16 protein-coding genes are annotated in these 15,709 nt (G+C 45.7%); 8 read left to right on the top strand and 8 right to left on the bottom strand.

Going from position 1 to position 15,709, the window contains the following annotated elements:
* Nucleotides 1-100 precede the first annotated feature (100 nt).
* Complete coding sequence (locus tag RIB93_RS05120) at nucleotides 101-1,078, bottom strand: cysteine synthase A (RefSeq protein ID WP_446370912.1); 978 nt, start codon at nucleotides 1,076-1,078, stop codon at nucleotides 101-103.
* Nucleotides 1,079-1,285: 207 nt separating this feature from the next.
* Nucleotides 1,286-1,924 (bottom strand): peroxiredoxin, encoded by a 639-nt coding sequence (locus tag RIB93_RS05115; protein WP_446370910.1) that lies wholly within the window; start codon nucleotides 1,922-1,924, stop codon nucleotides 1,286-1,288.
* 363 nt (nucleotides 1,925-2,287) lie between these two features.
* Here RIB93_RS05115 and psbU point away from each other — a divergent pair, with 363 nt between their 5' ends.
* The 3 genes from psbU to RIB93_RS05100 all read left to right on the top strand — a co-directional run bounded on the left by psbU (nucleotide 2,288) and on the right by RIB93_RS05100 (nucleotide 5,547).
* A complete protein-coding gene (gene psbU / locus RIB93_RS05110; protein ID WP_446370908.1) occupies nucleotides 2,288-2,743 on the top strand; it encodes a photosystem II complex extrinsic protein PsbU in 456 nt (151 codons plus the stop codon).
* Nucleotides 2,744-2,854: 111 nt separating this feature from the next.
* Complete coding sequence (gene nadB / locus RIB93_RS05105) at nucleotides 2,855-4,546, top strand: L-aspartate oxidase (RefSeq protein WP_446370906.1); 1,692 nt, start codon at nucleotides 2,855-2,857, stop codon at nucleotides 4,544-4,546.
* A gap of 134 nt (nucleotides 4,547-4,680) precedes the next feature.
* The gene (locus tag RIB93_RS05100) at nucleotides 4,681-5,547 is read left to right on the top strand and encodes an NAD(P)-dependent oxidoreductase (RefSeq protein WP_446370904.1); all 867 of its coding nucleotides are present in this window, start codon (nucleotides 4,681-4,683) and stop codon (nucleotides 5,545-5,547) included.
* A 649-nt stretch (nucleotides 5,548-6,196) separates the two neighbouring features.
* Here the strand turns inward: RIB93_RS05100 and RIB93_RS05095 are convergent.
* Nucleotides 6,197-7,015 carry a hypothetical protein gene (locus tag RIB93_RS05095; protein WP_446370902.1) on the bottom strand — a complete coding sequence of 273 codons (819 nt, stop codon included), beginning with the start codon at nucleotides 7,013-7,015 and terminating at the stop codon, nucleotides 6,197-6,199.
* 324 nt (nucleotides 7,016-7,339) lie between these two features.
* Between RIB93_RS05095 and psb34 the strand changes: the two genes are divergently transcribed.
* Nucleotides 7,340-7,510, top strand: a complete 171-nt coding sequence (gene psb34, locus RIB93_RS05090) for a photosystem II assembly protein Psb34 (RefSeq protein ID WP_446370900.1) — start codon at nucleotides 7,340-7,342, stop codon at nucleotides 7,508-7,510.
* Between the two features lie 426 nt (nucleotides 7,511-7,936).
* Here psb34 and RIB93_RS05085 read toward each other — a convergent pair whose 3' ends face one another.
* The 3 genes from RIB93_RS05085 to RIB93_RS05075 all read right to left on the bottom strand — a co-directional run bounded on the left by RIB93_RS05085 (nucleotide 7,937) and on the right by RIB93_RS05075 (nucleotide 10,017).
* On the bottom strand, nucleotides 7,937-8,218 hold the full coding sequence (locus RIB93_RS05085) for a hypothetical protein (protein ID WP_446370898.1): 282 nt from the start codon (nucleotides 8,216-8,218) through the stop codon (nucleotides 7,937-7,939).
* Nucleotides 8,196-8,705, bottom strand: a complete 510-nt coding sequence (locus tag RIB93_RS05080) for a hypothetical protein (protein WP_446370896.1) — start codon at nucleotides 8,703-8,705, stop codon at nucleotides 8,196-8,198. Before RIB93_RS05080 ends, RIB93_RS05085 begins: the two co-directional genes overlap by 23 nt.
* Before the next feature lie 298 nt (nucleotides 8,706-9,003).
* Nucleotides 9,004-10,017: a transposase gene (locus RIB93_RS05075; protein WP_446370894.1), complete on the bottom strand. Its 1,014-nt coding sequence runs from the start codon at nucleotides 10,015-10,017 to the stop codon at nucleotides 9,004-9,006.
* 385 nt (nucleotides 10,018-10,402) lie between these two features.
* Here RIB93_RS05075 and mnmG point away from each other — a divergent pair, with 385 nt between their 5' ends.
* Nucleotides 10,403-12,349, top strand: coding sequence for a tRNA uridine-5-carboxymethylaminomethyl(34) synthesis enzyme MnmG (mnmG, locus tag RIB93_RS05070; protein ID WP_446370892.1), 1,947 nt, complete (start codon nucleotides 10,403-10,405; stop codon nucleotides 12,347-12,349).
* Between the two features lie 76 nt (nucleotides 12,350-12,425).
* On the opposite strand, the gene RIB93_RS05065 is transcribed toward mnmG, so the two are convergent.
* Entirely contained in the window at nucleotides 12,426-12,614 is a 189-nt protein-coding gene (locus RIB93_RS05065; RefSeq protein WP_446370966.1) for a heavy-metal-associated domain-containing protein, read from the bottom strand.
* Nucleotides 12,615-12,914: 300 nt separating this feature from the next.
* Between RIB93_RS05065 and RIB93_RS05060 the strand changes: the two genes are divergently transcribed.
* Both RIB93_RS05060 and RIB93_RS05055 read left to right on the top strand, forming a co-directional pair.
* On the top strand, nucleotides 12,915-13,232 hold the full coding sequence (locus tag RIB93_RS05060; protein ID WP_446370890.1) for a hypothetical protein: 318 nt from the start codon (nucleotides 12,915-12,917) through the stop codon (nucleotides 13,230-13,232).
* Between the two features lie 146 nt (nucleotides 13,233-13,378).
* Complete coding sequence (locus tag RIB93_RS05055; protein WP_446370888.1) at nucleotides 13,379-14,380, top strand: GDSL-type esterase/lipase family protein; 1,002 nt, start codon at nucleotides 13,379-13,381, stop codon at nucleotides 14,378-14,380.
* Between the two features lie 140 nt (nucleotides 14,381-14,520).
* Here RIB93_RS05055 and RIB93_RS05050 read toward each other — a convergent pair whose 3' ends face one another.
* On the bottom strand, nucleotides 14,521-14,718 hold the full coding sequence (locus tag RIB93_RS05050; protein WP_446370886.1) for a hypothetical protein: 198 nt from the start codon (nucleotides 14,716-14,718) through the stop codon (nucleotides 14,521-14,523).
* Nucleotides 14,719-14,871: 153 nt separating this feature from the next.
* Between RIB93_RS05050 and RIB93_RS05045 the strand changes: the two genes are divergently transcribed.
* Nucleotides 14,872-15,660 (top strand): LmeA family phospholipid-binding protein, encoded by a 789-nt coding sequence (locus RIB93_RS05045; protein ID WP_446370884.1) that lies wholly within the window; start codon nucleotides 14,872-14,874, stop codon nucleotides 15,658-15,660.
* Nucleotides 15,661-15,709: the final 49 nt, after the last annotated feature.

Raw genomic sequence — 15,709 nt, 5'->3', positions numbered from 1 at the left:
GCTTACGGATCAACTCCTGTCTAGAGGTTGACAAATTTAAAAAAATATGTATTGTAGAGACGTTGCATGCAACGTCTCTACAAATGTGATGATGATATCACTAACTTTCCGGTAACAGCCCCTTTTGTGCCAACCACTCCCGATTATAAAGCCGCGATTGATAACGCGAACCGCTATCACAAAGCACCGTCACAATCGTATGTCCGGGTCCCATTTCTTTGGCTAAAGCTACGGCTGCACCAACATTAATTCCCACAGAACCGCCCATGAATAAACCATCTTTTTCCAATAGTTGGTAAATTACCCGCACCGCTTCTTGGTCATCAATTTGAATCGCATCATCAATCGGTACTCCTTCCATATTGGCAGTAATTCGGCTGTTACCAATCCCTTCAGTAATCGAATTCCCTTCTGTGTTAATTTCGCCCGTCTTCACGTAACTGTACAACCCACTCCCCATCGGGTCAGCCACAATCGATTTAATCTGGGGATTCTTTTCTTTCAGGAACATGGAAACCCCAGCAAATGTCCCCCCTGTCCCTGTCGCCGCCACCCAAGCATCCACTTTACCATCGGTTTGTTGCCAAATTTCGGGTCCAGTGGTTGCGTAATGTGCCTGTCGATTGGCTAAATTATCAAACTGATTTGCCCAAATCGCATTCTCCATCTCGTCGGCGGTTCGTCCCGATAGCTTAACGTAATTATTTGGGTTTTTATAGGGTACAGCCGGAACCGGACGCACTTCGGCACCTAGGGTTCTCAAAGCATCCATTTTCTCTTGGGATTGAGTTTCGGGAATGATAATTAGGCACTTGTATCCCTTAGCGTTGCAAATATGCGCTAAACCAATACCCGTATTACCAGCCGTTCCCTCCACAACCGTACCACCGGGCTTGAGTAACCCTTGGTCTTCAGCATCTTGAATAATATAGAGGGCGGCGCGGTCTTTGACAGAACCGCCAGGATTAAGAAACTCAGCTTTTCCCAGGATTTCACAGCCTGTTTCTGCGCTGAAGCTATTTAATCGAATCAGAGGTGTATTGCCTACTGTGCCGACAAAGCCGTCTTTAATATCCATTTGCTTTACAAGGTTGCTGCTTTATTGTCCTTTTTCTGTACCTCCCCTGTTCCCAGAGAAGGGCGGGTTTAGTCAAGTTATTAGTTTGTGCCAAAATGTTATCGGTCAAACCCGCCCCTACAGCCCTGTTTCCAGATGCTTCTGGCATCAAGCCTGGAACATTTCTCCCCCATCTCCCCCATCTCCCAGACGTGCCATGGCACGTCTCTACTTGTTGGGTTGAGGGGTCATCCGCAGGTAAGGCTTGACTTCGGTGTAACCTTTGGGGAATTTTTCTTTCAAGACTTCTGGGTCTTTCAGAGAAGGGACAATCACACACTCATCCCCTTCTTTCCAATTCACGGGAGTGGCTACCTGATGGTGATCCGTAAGCTGTAGGGAGTCAATCACCCGCAAGATTTCATCAAAGTTGCGACCGGTGCTGGGAGGATAGGTGATGGTCAGGCGCAGTTTTTTCTGGGGGTCAATGACAAAGACGGTGCGTACCGTCACACTAGCATTGGCGTTGGGATGAATCATGTCGTACAAATCAGACACCTTTTTATCCGCATCTGCCAAAACTGGGTAGTTGACGGTCGTATTCTGGGTTTCGTTGATGTCTTGAATCCAACCCTGATGAGAATCCGCATCGTCCACACTTAAGGCGATGACTTTAGCATTGCGCTTGTCAAATTCGGGTTTGAGCTTGGCAACCTCGCCTAACTCTGTGGTGCAAACGGGTGTATAGTCAGCCGGGTGGGAGAATAACACGACCCAGCTATCCCCTGCCCAGTCATAGAAGTTGATTTCACCTTCACTAGAGGATTGTGTGAAGTTGGGGACAGTATCGCCTAATCGCAGAGCCATAGCTAATTTCCTGATTCGTTCGTCAACAGAGACAATTTTTAATCATCCCACAAAACCCCGGTTTTCCGGTAGAGTTTTAGAACTATTTAGCATTTTTCATAATTTTGGGCGGATAAGCGCCTAAACTCTTGAGGTAGGGATAGATAAGATGAGAGGATAGAAAACAAATACAGATTTTAAGTAGGGCGAGTTCCGTCCGATGTTAAGCCTGTGGACTGGTTGAGTGCCGACACCGCCAGAGTGAAGCTCCGAAGCAATCCGGATGATGTCTAAGAAGATCCAATATTGTCTAGCTTTGTCCAAGTGTTGTAGAACGGCAGTTCTCTCTTGGTCTTCAATGTGTCTGAGTAAGGAGGAGAGTTAATGAAACGATTGGTTCGTGTGTTAGTGGTATGGGGACTGTTAGTGGGCTGCTTAGGATGGTTGGGTTTCTCCCAAAGCGCGATCGCAGCACCAATGTCCTGGACTCCAGGCGTGTCCTTGAGTAACGCGCTCCAGAATGGGGCACCGATGTTACTTGCCGATGAGGAGTTACGCAATCCAGCCGATGCCAAGCTGGAAACAGAGTTTGGTCAAAAGCTGGATTTGAACAATACTCATATCCGAGCGTTTCGCAAGTATCGGGGGATGTTCCCGACGTTAGCGTCATTGATCATCCAGAATGCTCCCTACGACGATGTAGAGGAAGTGCTGGAGATTCCCGGATTGACTGATCGGCAAAAGCAGGTGCTAAAAGACAATCTGGATGCATTCACTGTGACCGATACAGCGGACGTTTACAACGGAGGTGACGACCGCTACAATCCCGGCGTCTACTAAACTCGGATAATTCCGGAAATTCCTAGTTCAACCCACTCCTGTTGGGGGTGGGTTATTTTTTACATAAGTTCCCTATTCCCCATTCCCCATTCCCTGTTCCCTAATAATTAAATGATTTCTGTTCCTGACAATTCTCAATCGCCACTCCATCAGCCAACCCAGTTTGATGTCGTCGTTGTAGGTGCTGGCGCGGCTGGACTTTATGCCGCCCTCTGTTTACCCGATCGCTTAAATGTTGCACTGATAACCAAAGATACTCTATCCATCGGTGCCAGTGACTGGGCGCAGGGCGGTATTGCGGCGGCTATTGCTCCTGGAGATTCCCCAGTGTTGCATGTTGAGGATACACTTCGGGCAGGGGCGGGGCTTTGTGACGCTGATGCTGTGGAGTTTTTGGCTCAACAAGCACCCGATCGCATTCGCTCGTTAGTTGAAATGGGGGTGACGTTTGATCGACGGGGGGAGCAGTTAGCGTTAACCTTAGAGGCGGCTCATTCTCGTCCCCGGGTTCTCCATGCGGCAGATACCACGGGGCGGGCTGTAGTTAGTACGCTTACTGCCTTAGTTTTGCGCCAAGCTAATATTACAGTGCTTGAGCGAGCATTTGCTTTATCTGTCTGGCTGAATCCTGACACGGGTGATTGTCAAGGTGTCCAACTCATGTATCAGGGTCAAATCAGTTGGAGACGGGCGGGTGCAGTTGTCCTGGCTACAGGAGGCGGCGGTCAAGTCTTTGCCCAGACGACGAATCCCGATGTCAGTACCGGAGATGGAGTTGCGATCGCATGGCGGGCGGGGGCGATTCTCAGAGACTTGGAATTTGTCCAATTTCATCCCACAGCTTTAACCAAACCGGGAGCGCCTCATTTTCTGATCAGCGAAGCGGTGCGGGGAGAAGGGGCGCATCTGGTGGATGATCAGGGACACCGTTTTGCCTTTGAGTATCATCCTGATGGCGAACTTGCGCCCAGAGATGTGGTGAGTCGAGCGATTTTTAGTCATTTACAGAAAACTAAACCTGATCCAGCCACCAGTCATGTTTATTTAGATTTGCGCCCCATTCCTGATGATCAGATTCGCCACCGATTTCCGAATATTATTCAAGTTTGTCAGCAATGGGGGGTTGATGTATTTCGGGATATGATTCCTGTCGCCCCCGCCGCCCATTACTGGATGGGGGGAATTGCTACGGATTTAATCACATGTACCTCTATTCCTAATTTATATGCCGTGGGTGAAACGGCGAGTACGGGTGTTCATGGTGCGAATCGTCTAGCCAGTAATTCCCTATTGGAATGTATTGTATTTGGCGCTCAGTTGGGGGAATTAACACCCGATCAATCTGTCTTGAATCAGGAATCGGGTTCTCAATCCCCTGTTTCTATTTCTCCGTTAACCTTATCTGATGAAGCTACGAAAACAGATAAAATGCTGGCGATGCAAGATCAGTTAAAACGTTTAGTCTGGCAAAGTGCCGGGATTTGTCGATCTGCACAAAAACTAGAACGTGCGATCGCACAGGTGGAAGTCTGGCAAGCTGAATTGGCGGCGTTGCCTTTAAGCCAACAGTTACGGAATTTAACGCCACAGAAGACCGTTCAACTTGATGTTCCAAATGCCGATTACCTGGTGCGAACGTGGGGAGAAACCTCTAACTTATTAGATATAGCTTACTTAATTTTAAAAAGCGCTCTGTTTCGGACAGAAAGTCGTGGCGGACATCACCGCTTAGATTATCCCCAACCTGATCCGGATTGGCAAATGCATACACTCGTGCAAGAGGAGCGTTGGTGGAAAGGGTAAATGGTCATTTGTCATTCGTCATTCGTCATTTGTTCCGAAATAGAGAAATCTCTCAACAGATAGGTGTCAGAATTAAGAAATGGGTGCAAGATTGCAGGGGAGTATTTTGATGTCGTCAACCTAAAGACAAATACATGGTTAAGGTAGGATTTCTCGGTACAGGATTAATGGGACAACCCATGGCGCAACGGTTACTGGATGCGGAAATACCAGTCGTGGCGTACAATCGCACCTCGTCTAAGCTAGAATCTCTAAAGGATTCAGGTGCCGAAACGACTGATTCGGCGGCGGATGCGATCGCGGCTGCCGATTGCGTTATTTTAATGTTGGCAGATGCTGATGCAATTCGACAGGTGGCACTATCCGATAGTTGCCAAGAGGTATTAAAAGGATGCACCGTGATTCAAATGGGAACCATTTCCCCTAGACAAAGCCAAGATATTCAAAATCAAATCGTAGCCGTCGGGGGTGAGTATCTAGAAGCACCTGTATTGGGGAGTATTCCGCAAGTCAAAGATGGTAAGCTACAAGTCATGGTAGGGGCATCTGAAGATCAGTTTCAAAAATGGCAAGAGTTACTCAAAAATTTTGGAGAACCCCTATTAATGGGTCCCGTGGGAACCGCCGCCGCCACCAAGTTAGCCTTAAATCAATTAATTGCCGCCTTAACCGCCGGGTTTGCCCTTAGTTTGGGATTTGTAAAGCGTCAGGGGGTGGATGTAGACAAGTTTATGGAACTGCTGCGAGACAGTGCGCTGTATGCACCGACGTTTGATAAGAAGTTAAATCGGATGCAAGACAGTAATTTTGCTGATCCCAACTTTCCTCTGAAACATTTACTCAAAGATATTAATTTATTTCTTAGTGAGGCAAAAGCAGAAGGGTTAGAGGCGAGTAGTTTGGCAGGTGTACGCCAAGTTGTCGAAAAGGCGAAAGACGCTGGGTTAGCAGATGAAGATTACTCTTCCTTATATTCGGGAATTGCTCAGACATTGGGTTGAATAGTTACAGATATTTTGAGCTAACGCGCTGAATAGTGAAACCGGCTTTGTAGGGGCGGGTTTAGGGAATTTTGTGCAAGCTATTGGTAATAACGTTTATTCAAAACCCGCCCTGACCGATATCTAGGGGCGAGTTTCACTTTGTAGGGGCGGGTTTAGGGAATTTTGTGCAAGCTATTGGTGATAACGTTTATTCAAAACCCGCCCTGACCGATATCTAGGGGCGAGTTTCACTTTGTAGTACTACGCACACACGTTAGGACAAAAGAAGAAAAATTTAAATCGTTTTGACCCTGAGCGACTTGTACCGAGCGAAGTCGAGGTAAGTCGAAGGGTCAATCCCTTGATGAGTCAGTGTTTTTCTTCAAAGAAAGCCCATTGCCTATTGCAAGAAAGCCTAGCGCGTAGCGCTATATCGTTTCTTTTTAACCCAGATGTTACTAAATTTACCCCAACCAATGGTTTCTTACTCCCTTTATCGGGGTGAAAGGGTTAAACTTTGGCAAGGTATTCGTAAAGTTTGAGTTAATCTTTACTCCCTGACTAGATAAAAAGCCGCTTAAACCCTTGATGGATAAGGGTTTGCATAAATTTTCGGCGTAGGTAACTTTAGAACACCTGTCCAGTAAAATGCTCATAAGGAAATCTCTCAAAAATAGCGTTCAGTTCCGGGAATATGACCAAAAATTCGTTCTGAATAGTCTCGAAGTTCTGCATGATTAATGAGTTTTTGATATTGGGGATCATCTGCAAAAACTTTCCATCGGTTGAGAACATCCATTTCAGCCGCTTTCCCCCGAAATATAATTCCGTCGAAAGAACTTCCACCACCTTGACCTTTTACATCATTAAAACCTGTATCAAAAAATTTTACATTAAGTTGATCTGCTAATTGCTGGCGATAGCCCACATCGATAAACCACTGATTATAATTAACTACAATTTTATTGTTTGTCAATAAGTGCGTTTCTGCCAAGTATTCTTGAGCGTATGATATCCACAGTTCAACTAATGTTCTATCAGGACATTTAACCTTGATATATCCCTTTTTAAATCGGCTTGCTAGCAGATTGAAGGGATCTCTCAAGATAAGTACGTCATATTGGATTGCACTTTTACCCAAGTACTGTTCACTTTTTCTTTCAAACTCATTGTCAGTGATTTGCTCAAGCGCATGATCTTCATAGCTATAGATTAAGCAGTCTTTTTGGGTAAAATTACCTTTGGCTTCCTGCTTTAATTTTTCTTTGGGATAATGTTCATACAAGAAACGGTATGGATTCCGTTTTACTGGAATCTTATTCAAATGCCATACTTCACCGTGGTGGTGTTTTCTGATCCAGTTGATAATGGCATGATTTCCACTCCGTTTTAATCCAACTACTCTAATTTCCTTTTGATTAACTATTTCTGACGGACTCACGTTGTTGGATAAGTGTCTCATGGCATCTTCGACACGGTAACCCATATTTCGTTTCACGCGGCGAAGCCTATTCAGTAGGTTGTCCATCTTTACAGTAGAACGGTGAATCTAACTCTGGCTAATCGATCTTAGCAGACGCAAAGTTTAGTCTTTTGATTAATGGCAATGGAGAAGTTCTAGGGAAAAACTGTCTGTGATGGAGTTAAGTCAGTATTATTACCTAAGTATATATTACAACTAAATCTTGATAAGCTGAGCTTATAAAAAACAGAACAAGATCCGATAGCATATCTATTGCATTTCTGTAAAGACCTTCGTTAAAGTTATAAACAACAGAGAGAACAAACAAAACAGAGGAGAGAGATTCAGATGTACACCACAATCAACCAAGATGGACAACTGAACAACTACGCGATCGAAACCCCTGTATATTATGCTGAATATCCCAATAGTGAGCAACAGCGTCGCTATGCTTTTCAAGGGGCGTGCGCTATTCTATTCGTCAATATCCTAATTCTGACAGCACTGGCTGCAAGCTAACGTTTACGCCTCATCCACCTGTCGTTAACCCAAGATGATTGTATCCCAAAATTATTACGGGTAGCGCCAGCGAATAACGTTTTTTAAGTCCTCCTAACCCTTGGAATTTGGGATAACGAAAAGCCTTGCTTCGGCAGGACTAGAAGAGAGCCTCAGTGACAAAATCCGCGACGGTTTTAGTCGTGGATTTTTACTGTTTTTTTCGAGCAATTCCCGAAAGCAAAGTGATATAAATCTGTGTCATCTTTGATAGACTGTTTTGAGTTTCCAGTGTGTAGGGGCGGGTTTCACTACTATCTTTTCCTTTGCACCCAGATGTGACTAAACCCGCCCCGACCCAGGTTTCTCGCCTTGGAAGAAGAAGCCCAATCTCCAAATCCACGGAAGGCAAGAATTAAGGCTTATGCTCAACAACTAACTCTTTGTTTACGTCTCATTCACCTCTTCACCCGAACTCGGCTCTGTGTTCTCCAATTCCAATCCCGCCTCTGTAACCAATTGATTCACCACAGATTCAAATGTGTCTAAGGATTGAGTTGTCACCGCCTGAACCAGAAGAGTTTCTAGCACCTCAAGAGCCTCGATTTTTCCAATTAGTTCCCTCAATCCCTGCGGAATATTTTCAAACCGAACCTCAAGAATACGAATAATTGCTCCTTGTTGTCCCTTCCTGATTCCGATTCGTTCAACACTGGTAATATAAGGCATTTTTCTCTCCTCTTCTAAGGTTTGTATCTCTTTCCATACTGTAATCTAGCAGTTTCACCACCGGAAATTCCAGTATTGCCCGACACCCCCACAATTCACGTTCATACCGACTGGGGCGCCAACTCGGTTGCTCATCGCCGAGTATTCCTAAACTCACCACACTGCGACGATACCTATCGAAAATTCGGCTGTGATACAAGTACATCCGCTCACTAAACTCACTTTGACGCTGTGATTGCACCTCTACATGGACAAGAACCCATTGCTCCTCCCCACTACGACGCCAGACTTTCACCAACTTATCCGCATCTCTCCTACCCGTTTCTGTCTCTCGCTTGATTTGTTGTAACTCAGTGTCTAAAAATTCAAATCCTCGTTCCCAATCGATATCCTCTTCTATGCGTGGATAGAAGAAACTCAAAAACTCCCGAAAATATAGCGAAATGCTTTCTTTCCATGGCGAATCATATTCGCTCATCTTAGCCACTCCTCAATTCTCATCCTTGCCCTGATTTAAGTTAATTTATTGTAATCCAATTTGACTGATTTTTATTGCCAGAATAGCACTGAAATTTTGTATAGAAAAAACGCCGAAACCGATGATATCCCGTAGGGTGGGCATTGCCCACCAAATCCACGTCATCAGGGAGATCATTAGCAGACATTCCGGCTCTTTGCATTAGCTCAATCAGTCGCTTGATTTGAGAAAGCGAAAACCTAAAATTGCTTAATCTGATAGTAATATTAAAATTTGGAATTCAGAAGATAAAATGCTGAATATTTGTTTACGTATCATTCGCCTCTTCACCCGCACTCGATTCTGTGTTCTCCAATTCCAATCCCGCCTCTGTAATCAATTGATTCGCCACAGATTCAAATACCTCTAATGATTGAGTTGTTACCGCCTGAACCAGAAGAGTACCTAGTACCTCAGAATCCTTTATCCTCCCAATTAGTTCCCTCAATTTTAACGGAATATCTTGAAACTGAACTTCAAGTATACAAATAATAGATCTTTGTTGTCCTTGTTGTAACCCTTGCTGTAACCCTTGCTCCAAGCCCTTCCTGATTCCGATTCGTTCAACGCTGGTAATATAAGGCATTTTCCTCTCCTCCTCTAACGTTTGTATCTCTTGCCACAATCGCTCCTCTTCTCTCTTTGGTAGAGCAATAAACCAATCGATTAATCGAAATAATTGAACGATATCCTCTCGCCCATACCCCCGCTCATATAAACTCTTAATCAAAGACAGCTTGCTTTCATATCCCACCCCAACATCTTTCCCTGCAACTTGAGCAGAAAGGTGAGCCTGTACTATCGCCGCTAATGGGTTTTGACTTCGAGCAAGCTCTTCCATACTGTAATCTAGCAGTTTCACCACCGGAAATTCCAGTATTGCCCGACACCCCCACAATTCACGCTCATACCGACTGGGGCGCCAACCCGGTTGCTCATCGCCGAGTATTCCCAAACTCACCACACTGCGACGATACCTATCGAAAATCCGGCTGTGATACAGGTACATCCGCTCACTAAACTCACTTTGACGCTGTGATTGTACCTCTACATGGACAAGAACCCATTCCTCCTCCCCGCTACGACGCCAGACTTTCACCAACTTATCCGCATCTCTCCTCCCCGTTTCTGTCTCTCGCTTGATTTGTTGTAACTCAGTGTCTAAAAATTCAAATCCTCGTTCCCAATCAATGTCCTCTTCTATGCGTGGATAGAAGAAACTCAAAAACTCCCGAAAATATAGCGAAATGCTTTCCTTCCATGGCGAATCATATTCGCTCATCTTAGTCACTCCTCAATTCTGATCCTTGCCCTGATTTAAATTGATTTATTGTAATCCAATTTGACTGATTTTTATTACCAGAACGATACGAAAAGAGATGCAGGGGCAAATGCTTTAGGTTCGATTGTGGGAGTGCTATTAGCTGCTGGATAAGGTTCGCTTACCTGAATTAAGGCTGGTGGGCAATGCCCACCCTACGGGCTTATTTGATGAATTAGAATTACATCCATCATCTTTCTTTAAGGGCGCAAGTTTTGCGCCCCTACATTGAATAACGACAATGGTAAAATCTGCCCCGATATCAATGTCAAGACGCGCCATGGCGCGTCTCTACCAGGGAATTCGGTAGAATGAACCATGAGTCCTTGTCACTCAAACGCTAATCATGACCACACATTCCCCTGTAGATTTCCAAGACGCTTTTGATGTCATTGTTGTCGGTGCTGGACATTCTGGCTGCGAAGCCGCACTCGCCGCCGCCCGTCTGGGATGTCGCACCCTCCTGCTTACGCTGAACTTAGATAAAATAGCTTGGCAACCCTGTAATCCGGCTGTGGGTGCGCCAGCTAAATCCCAACTTGCCCACGAGGTAGACGCCTTGGGGGGAGAAATTGGTAAAATGGCAGACCGGACTTATCTCCAAAAGCGGGTACTGAATCAGTCGCGGGGACCTGCGGTTTGGGCGTTACGGGCGCAAACCGATAAGCGGGAATACGCGGCGGTGATGAAACGGATTGTTGAGAACCAGGAGAATTTGCTTATCCGGGAAGGGATGGTGACGGATTTAGTCCTGGGGGCGAACGATGAGGTTATCGGTGTTGAGACTTATTTTGGTGTAGCATTTGCCGCCCCTGCAGTCGTATTAACCACGGGAACGTTCCTGGGTGGATGTATCTGGGTGGGGAATAAATCAATGTCCGCTGGACGCGCGGGGGAATTTGCAGCGGTGGGATTGACGGAAACCCTGAACCGACTGGGGTTTGAAACCGGACGACTGAAGACGGGAACTCCGGCGCGGGTGGATAAGCGATCTGTCGATTACACTAAGATGGAACCTCAACCTGGGGATGAGGTGGTGTCTTGGTTCAGTTTTGACCCAGAGGTGTGGGTGGAACGGGAACAGATGAATTGTTATATTACTCGTACCACGGCAGAAACGCATCAGTTGATTCGGGATAATCTGCATCTGTCTCCAGTTTATGGGGGTTGGGTGGATGCAAAGGGACCCCGTTATTGTCCCAGTATTGAAGATAAAATTGTCCGGTTTGCCGATAAGCAAAGCCATCAGATATTTATTGAACCGGAAGGGCGAGACATTCCCGAACTTTATATCCAGGGATTCTCGACAGGATTACCAGAGAAGCTACAGTTGCAAATGTTGCGATCGCTCCCGGGATTAGAACACTGTACCATGCTACGCCCAGCTTATGCGGTGGAGTATGATTATCTCCCCGCAACTCAGTGTTTCCCCACGTTGATGACCAAAAAAATAGAAGGGCTATTCTGCGCTGGACAAATTAATGGAACAACGGGGTATGAAGAAGCCGCCGCCCAGGGGATTGTCGCCGGAATTAATGCAGTACGCTATGTGCGACATCAAGAGATGTTGGTGTTTCCCCGTGAGGAAAGCTATATCGGGACATTAATTGATGATTTATGTACGAAGGATTTGCGAGAACCTTACCGGATGCTAACCAGTCGTTCTGAGTATCGCTTACTCCTGCGTTCTGATAATGCGGATCGCCGTCTGACTCCTTTGGGACGAGAGATTGGTTTAATTGATGACCGCCGTTGGCAACTTTATACTGAAAAACAAGCCAATATTGCGGCGGAGAAGGAACGACTCCAGACGGTACGGATCAAGGAACGTGAGGAATTAGGCGTTGCGATCGCGTCGGATACTCAGCAACGGATTAAGGGTTCGATTACGCTGGCTGAATTATTACGTCGTCCCAAATTCCACTATACCAATCTGGATCACTACGGATTAGGGAATCCCAGTCTCAATCAAGCTGAACGAGACGGCGCGGAAATCGATATCAAATATGCTGGATACCTGCAACGCCAGCAAAATCAGATTGATCAAGTGTCCCGTCAAAGCCAGCGACGATTACCCACGGATCTGGATTATGATGCCATTGAAACCTTATCCAAGGAATCTCGCGAGAAACTCTCCCAGGTTCAACCCCTGACAATTGGGCAAGCCTCTCGGATTGGTGGGGTGAATCCGGCGGATATTAATGCTTTGCTGGTGTATTTGGAAGTGCGATCGCGCCAATCAGCACATCCTTCAAAGTCCCAAATACCAACAGCATCAGGAATCTCTGGGTAATTCGACGGGTAGAGACGTTGCATGCAACGTCTCTACCATTTATAAAAAACAGAGTTCTATAATGCCAGATTGGATATTATTCCACCTGATGTCCAACAGAGGTAATGACTTGTTTAATTGACTCGTGAGACGCCTCAGTTTCCACACTAACCGTCTTATTTGCCACATCAACATCGACTTTCGCTTCAGGTTCGTGAGTACGAATCCCTTCGCTGATGGTTTTAGCGCAAGCATCACAAGCAATACTCGGAACCTTGAATTTCATTGCTGCCATCGTGTAGATTTCACTCCAGGTTTTTATTCAATCTATCATTATAGCGAAGTGCTGCTTTTTGTTTTTCACTCTAAAGTATGAATTTTGAAAAAAAGCTTAGGGGGGACAAACTTTATTTATTTTTACGCCATCTTTTTCGGGGATTTATATCTTTTGTAAAAAAATAATACCTGATAAAACTTACGAGAATTGACGTAGTATTTTTTACGCTTATTGCCGTATATATTTCTCAACAAAACACCTTTAAGCTGTGTCAATATATTAAGTGAAACCGTTCTTACCACATCAATCATGCCAAAATTTTCTGCCTTATTCACCCGTCCTCAAGTAAACTCATCTGGAGAGGATTTGGGAAAGAAAATTAACTCCCTGAGAAAATCATCTAAATTGCAGAAAATTTTTTCCCAGAATGATATTGACGAAGCGTTAACCGAGCATATTTTTCTGGAAAAATGGATCGAGGACAATCAAACAGAAGTCAACAATGCTTTACAAACTATACAATTGTCAATGAATAATCTATTCGTTGCTATAGGCTTTATCAATTCCATCGAGCCAACTCTGAGAAAAGCTGTCATTATTGCTTTTTTGCGAGATCAAAAGGTGTAAAACTGATATCAGTCCGCCTCCTCTGCTACCCCAGCTTCCCCAGCTCCCCCAGCTCCCTCACCCCACCACAATACTTATTCAGCAAGCCCTATATATTCCTGATACTCTGGCAAATTCCTGTCAAAGGAAAAAGAGAGAGTAATGGAATGTACCATGACATGAGCGATCCCTATTTACTAGCAGCCAGTCTGCTTACCGTAGGTCCCGTATCTGCACCCCCACCACCGCCACTGGTTCCCAACCTGTTCGAGAATTTGTCGGCTTTGTTGGCTTCGGCTATTGCTGATCACTCGCACTCCGTCGTCACTCAACCGATGATCTCTGGGGTGGAAATCCCTGGTGTTGAGTTTAGTTCATCGGTTAGTAGTCGGCACTTTAGTGCCACCAGCGCTAAAGCGCTTACTACTAACTCTCAACGTAACATTTCCCCTAAATCGGGAACCCAACTCTATTACCAACGATTAGCCGCATTAAATAGAGGTCAAACCTATACCCGCCTCCCGGCTGATAGTTTCCAGTCGGTTTGGAGTAAAGCGACACTGGCTAAACCCACTCATACTCAATGGAAACAGCTACTTGCAGAAGAAGCGAAAGCGATGGCGAGGGGACAGGGGAATAATCGTCTGTCTATATTAGTGGGCGATTCCTTGAGTCTTTGGTTTCCGACAGCCAACCTACCTAGTGGTCAATTTTGGCTGAATCAGGGGATTTCTGGGGAAAACTCTAGCCAAATTCTGGAGCGACTCTCGGCTTTTTCCCAAACCCGACCCGATACAATCTATGTGATGGCTGGCACGAATGACTTGCGTCAGGGCGTTCGCGATCGCGTGATTCTCGATAATACCCGCCAAATCATCCAGCGCTTACGCCAAAACCACCCACAAGCCCAAATTATCGTTCAGTCTATTTTACCCACACGATTAAGTGCTATTCCCAGCGATCGCATCCGCAACCTGAATCAACACATCGCCGCGATCGCACAACAAGAAGGTGCAGGCTATCTTAACCTGCACCGTTTGTTTGTGAATAATCAGGGTCAAATGCAACGGGAGTTAACCACTGATGGGATTCATCTCGCCAGACGCGGCTATGCTGTGTGGCAAGAGGCTTTAAACTATGCCGATGCTTTAATTTTGGCGAGTCGCTAATTATTTGTCTTATGTCAAACAACACTCAGTCGGGGCGGGTTTAGTTACATCTAGGGTGAGATCAGAAACGATAGTTGTCAAACCCGCCCCTACCAAATCGGTTACCTGAGCGAAGCGAAGGGTCAACACTCACCACTCAACTAAACCGCCTGTCGAGACGCTAGCTTTTCCAAGGTAGCTTGGGTTTGCTGTAACAACTGCTCTCGGCTATCTACAGCCTTGGTGAGAGTCGGAACTAAATTCCGGGCTTGTAACGCCATGTGTAGCTGGAGTTGAGCCACGTACTCACTAATATCTTCATGAAAGTCGTTGGGGGTTTGAGCAGAATGCAAATCCAAAATGTCCTCCTTTCCTAAGGCTGTGCTTTTCGTCAACACCTCATTGAAGGTATCATGCCTATGGCAATCTGCTCTCACTCTGTAATAAAACTGCAATAAAGTTTAAAGATTTCGGGGTTAAATATTAAGTAATGTAAACAAGTCAACGGAAATATGGAATTTTTGAGCATCCTCCTATCGGCGTTACTCACGCTGGGTTCCCCTCCGGGCTTAATCATCGATCGCGTGGTGGAAAATGTCCTAAGTTCTCGATTGGAGAGAGTTGAACAGCTTGATGTGCGGATTGACAATACGCCGAACTACCGAGCTTTGCAAGGAAAACTCGAACAAGTCCGGATTGCGGGTCGAGGGTTATGGTTGACGCCAGACATTCGGATTGATGTTCTAGAAGTCGAAACTGATCCGATTAATCTGGATATCAACCGTCTGAGACAGGAGGGTCAAACGTCGCCCTTAGCCTCGTTACGTCAACCGTTACAAGCAGGGGTGCGTCTGGTTTTAACCGAATCGGATCTCAACCAGATGCTTCAGTCTCCTAGAGTTGCTGCAAAATTACAACAACTCGGTAGTCGTCTCTCCAGAGATACCGCACAACGTTACCAGTTTCTCAATCCTCGATTAGAGTTGCTGGGAAATAATCGCCTGCGTTTCCAAGTGGATGCGGTGGAAGGGAATCGTCAATCCCTAGCCATTGTTGTCGAATCTGGATTGGGGATTGAAGCTGGACATCACTTGCAACTGATTGAACCAAGAGTAACCGTTGATGGTCAAGCGCTACCATCTCGCTTAGTTGAAGGCTTCGCCAAGGGAATAAGCGATCGCGCCAATCTCCGTAGCTTGGAAGATGCTGGGATTACGGTCAGACTCTTACAATTAGAGATAGATAATCAGGATCTACAGATAGCCGCATTTGTTCGAGCTGATGTACCGCAAGCGGACTAGACCTTCACCTCAGACGTTTCCCACAAGTTCTGTAGGGGCGGGTTCTAGC

The sequence above is a fragment of the Coleofasciculus sp. D1-CHI-01 genome (assembly GCF_040218875.1).
Taxonomy (GTDB): Bacteria; Cyanobacteriota; Cyanobacteriia; order Cyanobacteriales; family Coleofasciculaceae; genus Coleofasciculus.
Note: the sequence above shows the minus strand (reverse complement) of the source record. Positions and strands in the feature narration are given on the sequence as shown.

Bases quoted from the DNA above. Each gene is read 5' to 3' on its own strand.
- RIB93_RS05055 (WP_446370888.1), top strand. From the start codon at position 13,379: ATGTACCATGACATGAGCGATCCCTATTTACTAGCAGCCAGTCTGCTT.
- RIB93_RS05045 (WP_446370884.1), top strand. From the start codon at position 14,872: ATGGAATTTTTGAGCATCCTCCTATCGGCGTTACTCACGCTGGGTTCC.
- RIB93_RS05065 (WP_446370966.1), bottom strand. From the start codon at position 12,614: ATGAAATTCAAGGTTCCGAGTATTGCTTGTGATGCTTGCGCTAAAACC.
- RIB93_RS05115 (WP_446370910.1), bottom strand. From the start codon at position 1,924: ATGGCTCTGCGATTAGGCGATACTGTCCCCAACTTCACACAATCCTCT.
- RIB93_RS05120 (WP_446370912.1), bottom strand. From the start codon at position 1,078: ATGGATATTAAAGACGGCTTTGTCGGCACAGTAGGCAATACACCTCTG.
- RIB93_RS05060 (WP_446370890.1), top strand. From the start codon at position 12,915: ATGCCAAAATTTTCTGCCTTATTCACCCGTCCTCAAGTAAACTCATCT.
- nadB (WP_446370906.1), top strand. From the start codon at position 2,855: ATGATTTCTGTTCCTGACAATTCTCAATCGCCACTCCATCAGCCAACC.
- RIB93_RS05075 (WP_446370894.1), bottom strand. From the start codon at position 10,017: ATGAGCGAATATGATTCGCCATGGAAGGAAAGCATTTCGCTATATTTT.
- psbU (WP_446370908.1), top strand. From the start codon at position 2,288: ATGAAACGATTGGTTCGTGTGTTAGTGGTATGGGGACTGTTAGTGGGC.
- RIB93_RS05100 (WP_446370904.1), top strand. From the start codon at position 4,681: ATGGTTAAGGTAGGATTTCTCGGTACAGGATTAATGGGACAACCCATG.
- psb34 (WP_446370900.1), top strand. From the start codon at position 7,340: ATGTACACCACAATCAACCAAGATGGACAACTGAACAACTACGCGATC.
- RIB93_RS05095 (WP_446370902.1), bottom strand. From the start codon at position 7,015: ATGGGTTACCGTGTCGAAGATGCCATGAGACACTTATCCAACAACGTG.
- RIB93_RS05085 (WP_446370898.1), bottom strand. From the start codon at position 8,218: ATGCCTTATATTACCAGTGTTGAACGAATCGGAATCAGGAAGGGACAA.
- mnmG (WP_446370892.1), top strand. From the start codon at position 10,403: ATGACCACACATTCCCCTGTAGATTTCCAAGACGCTTTTGATGTCATT.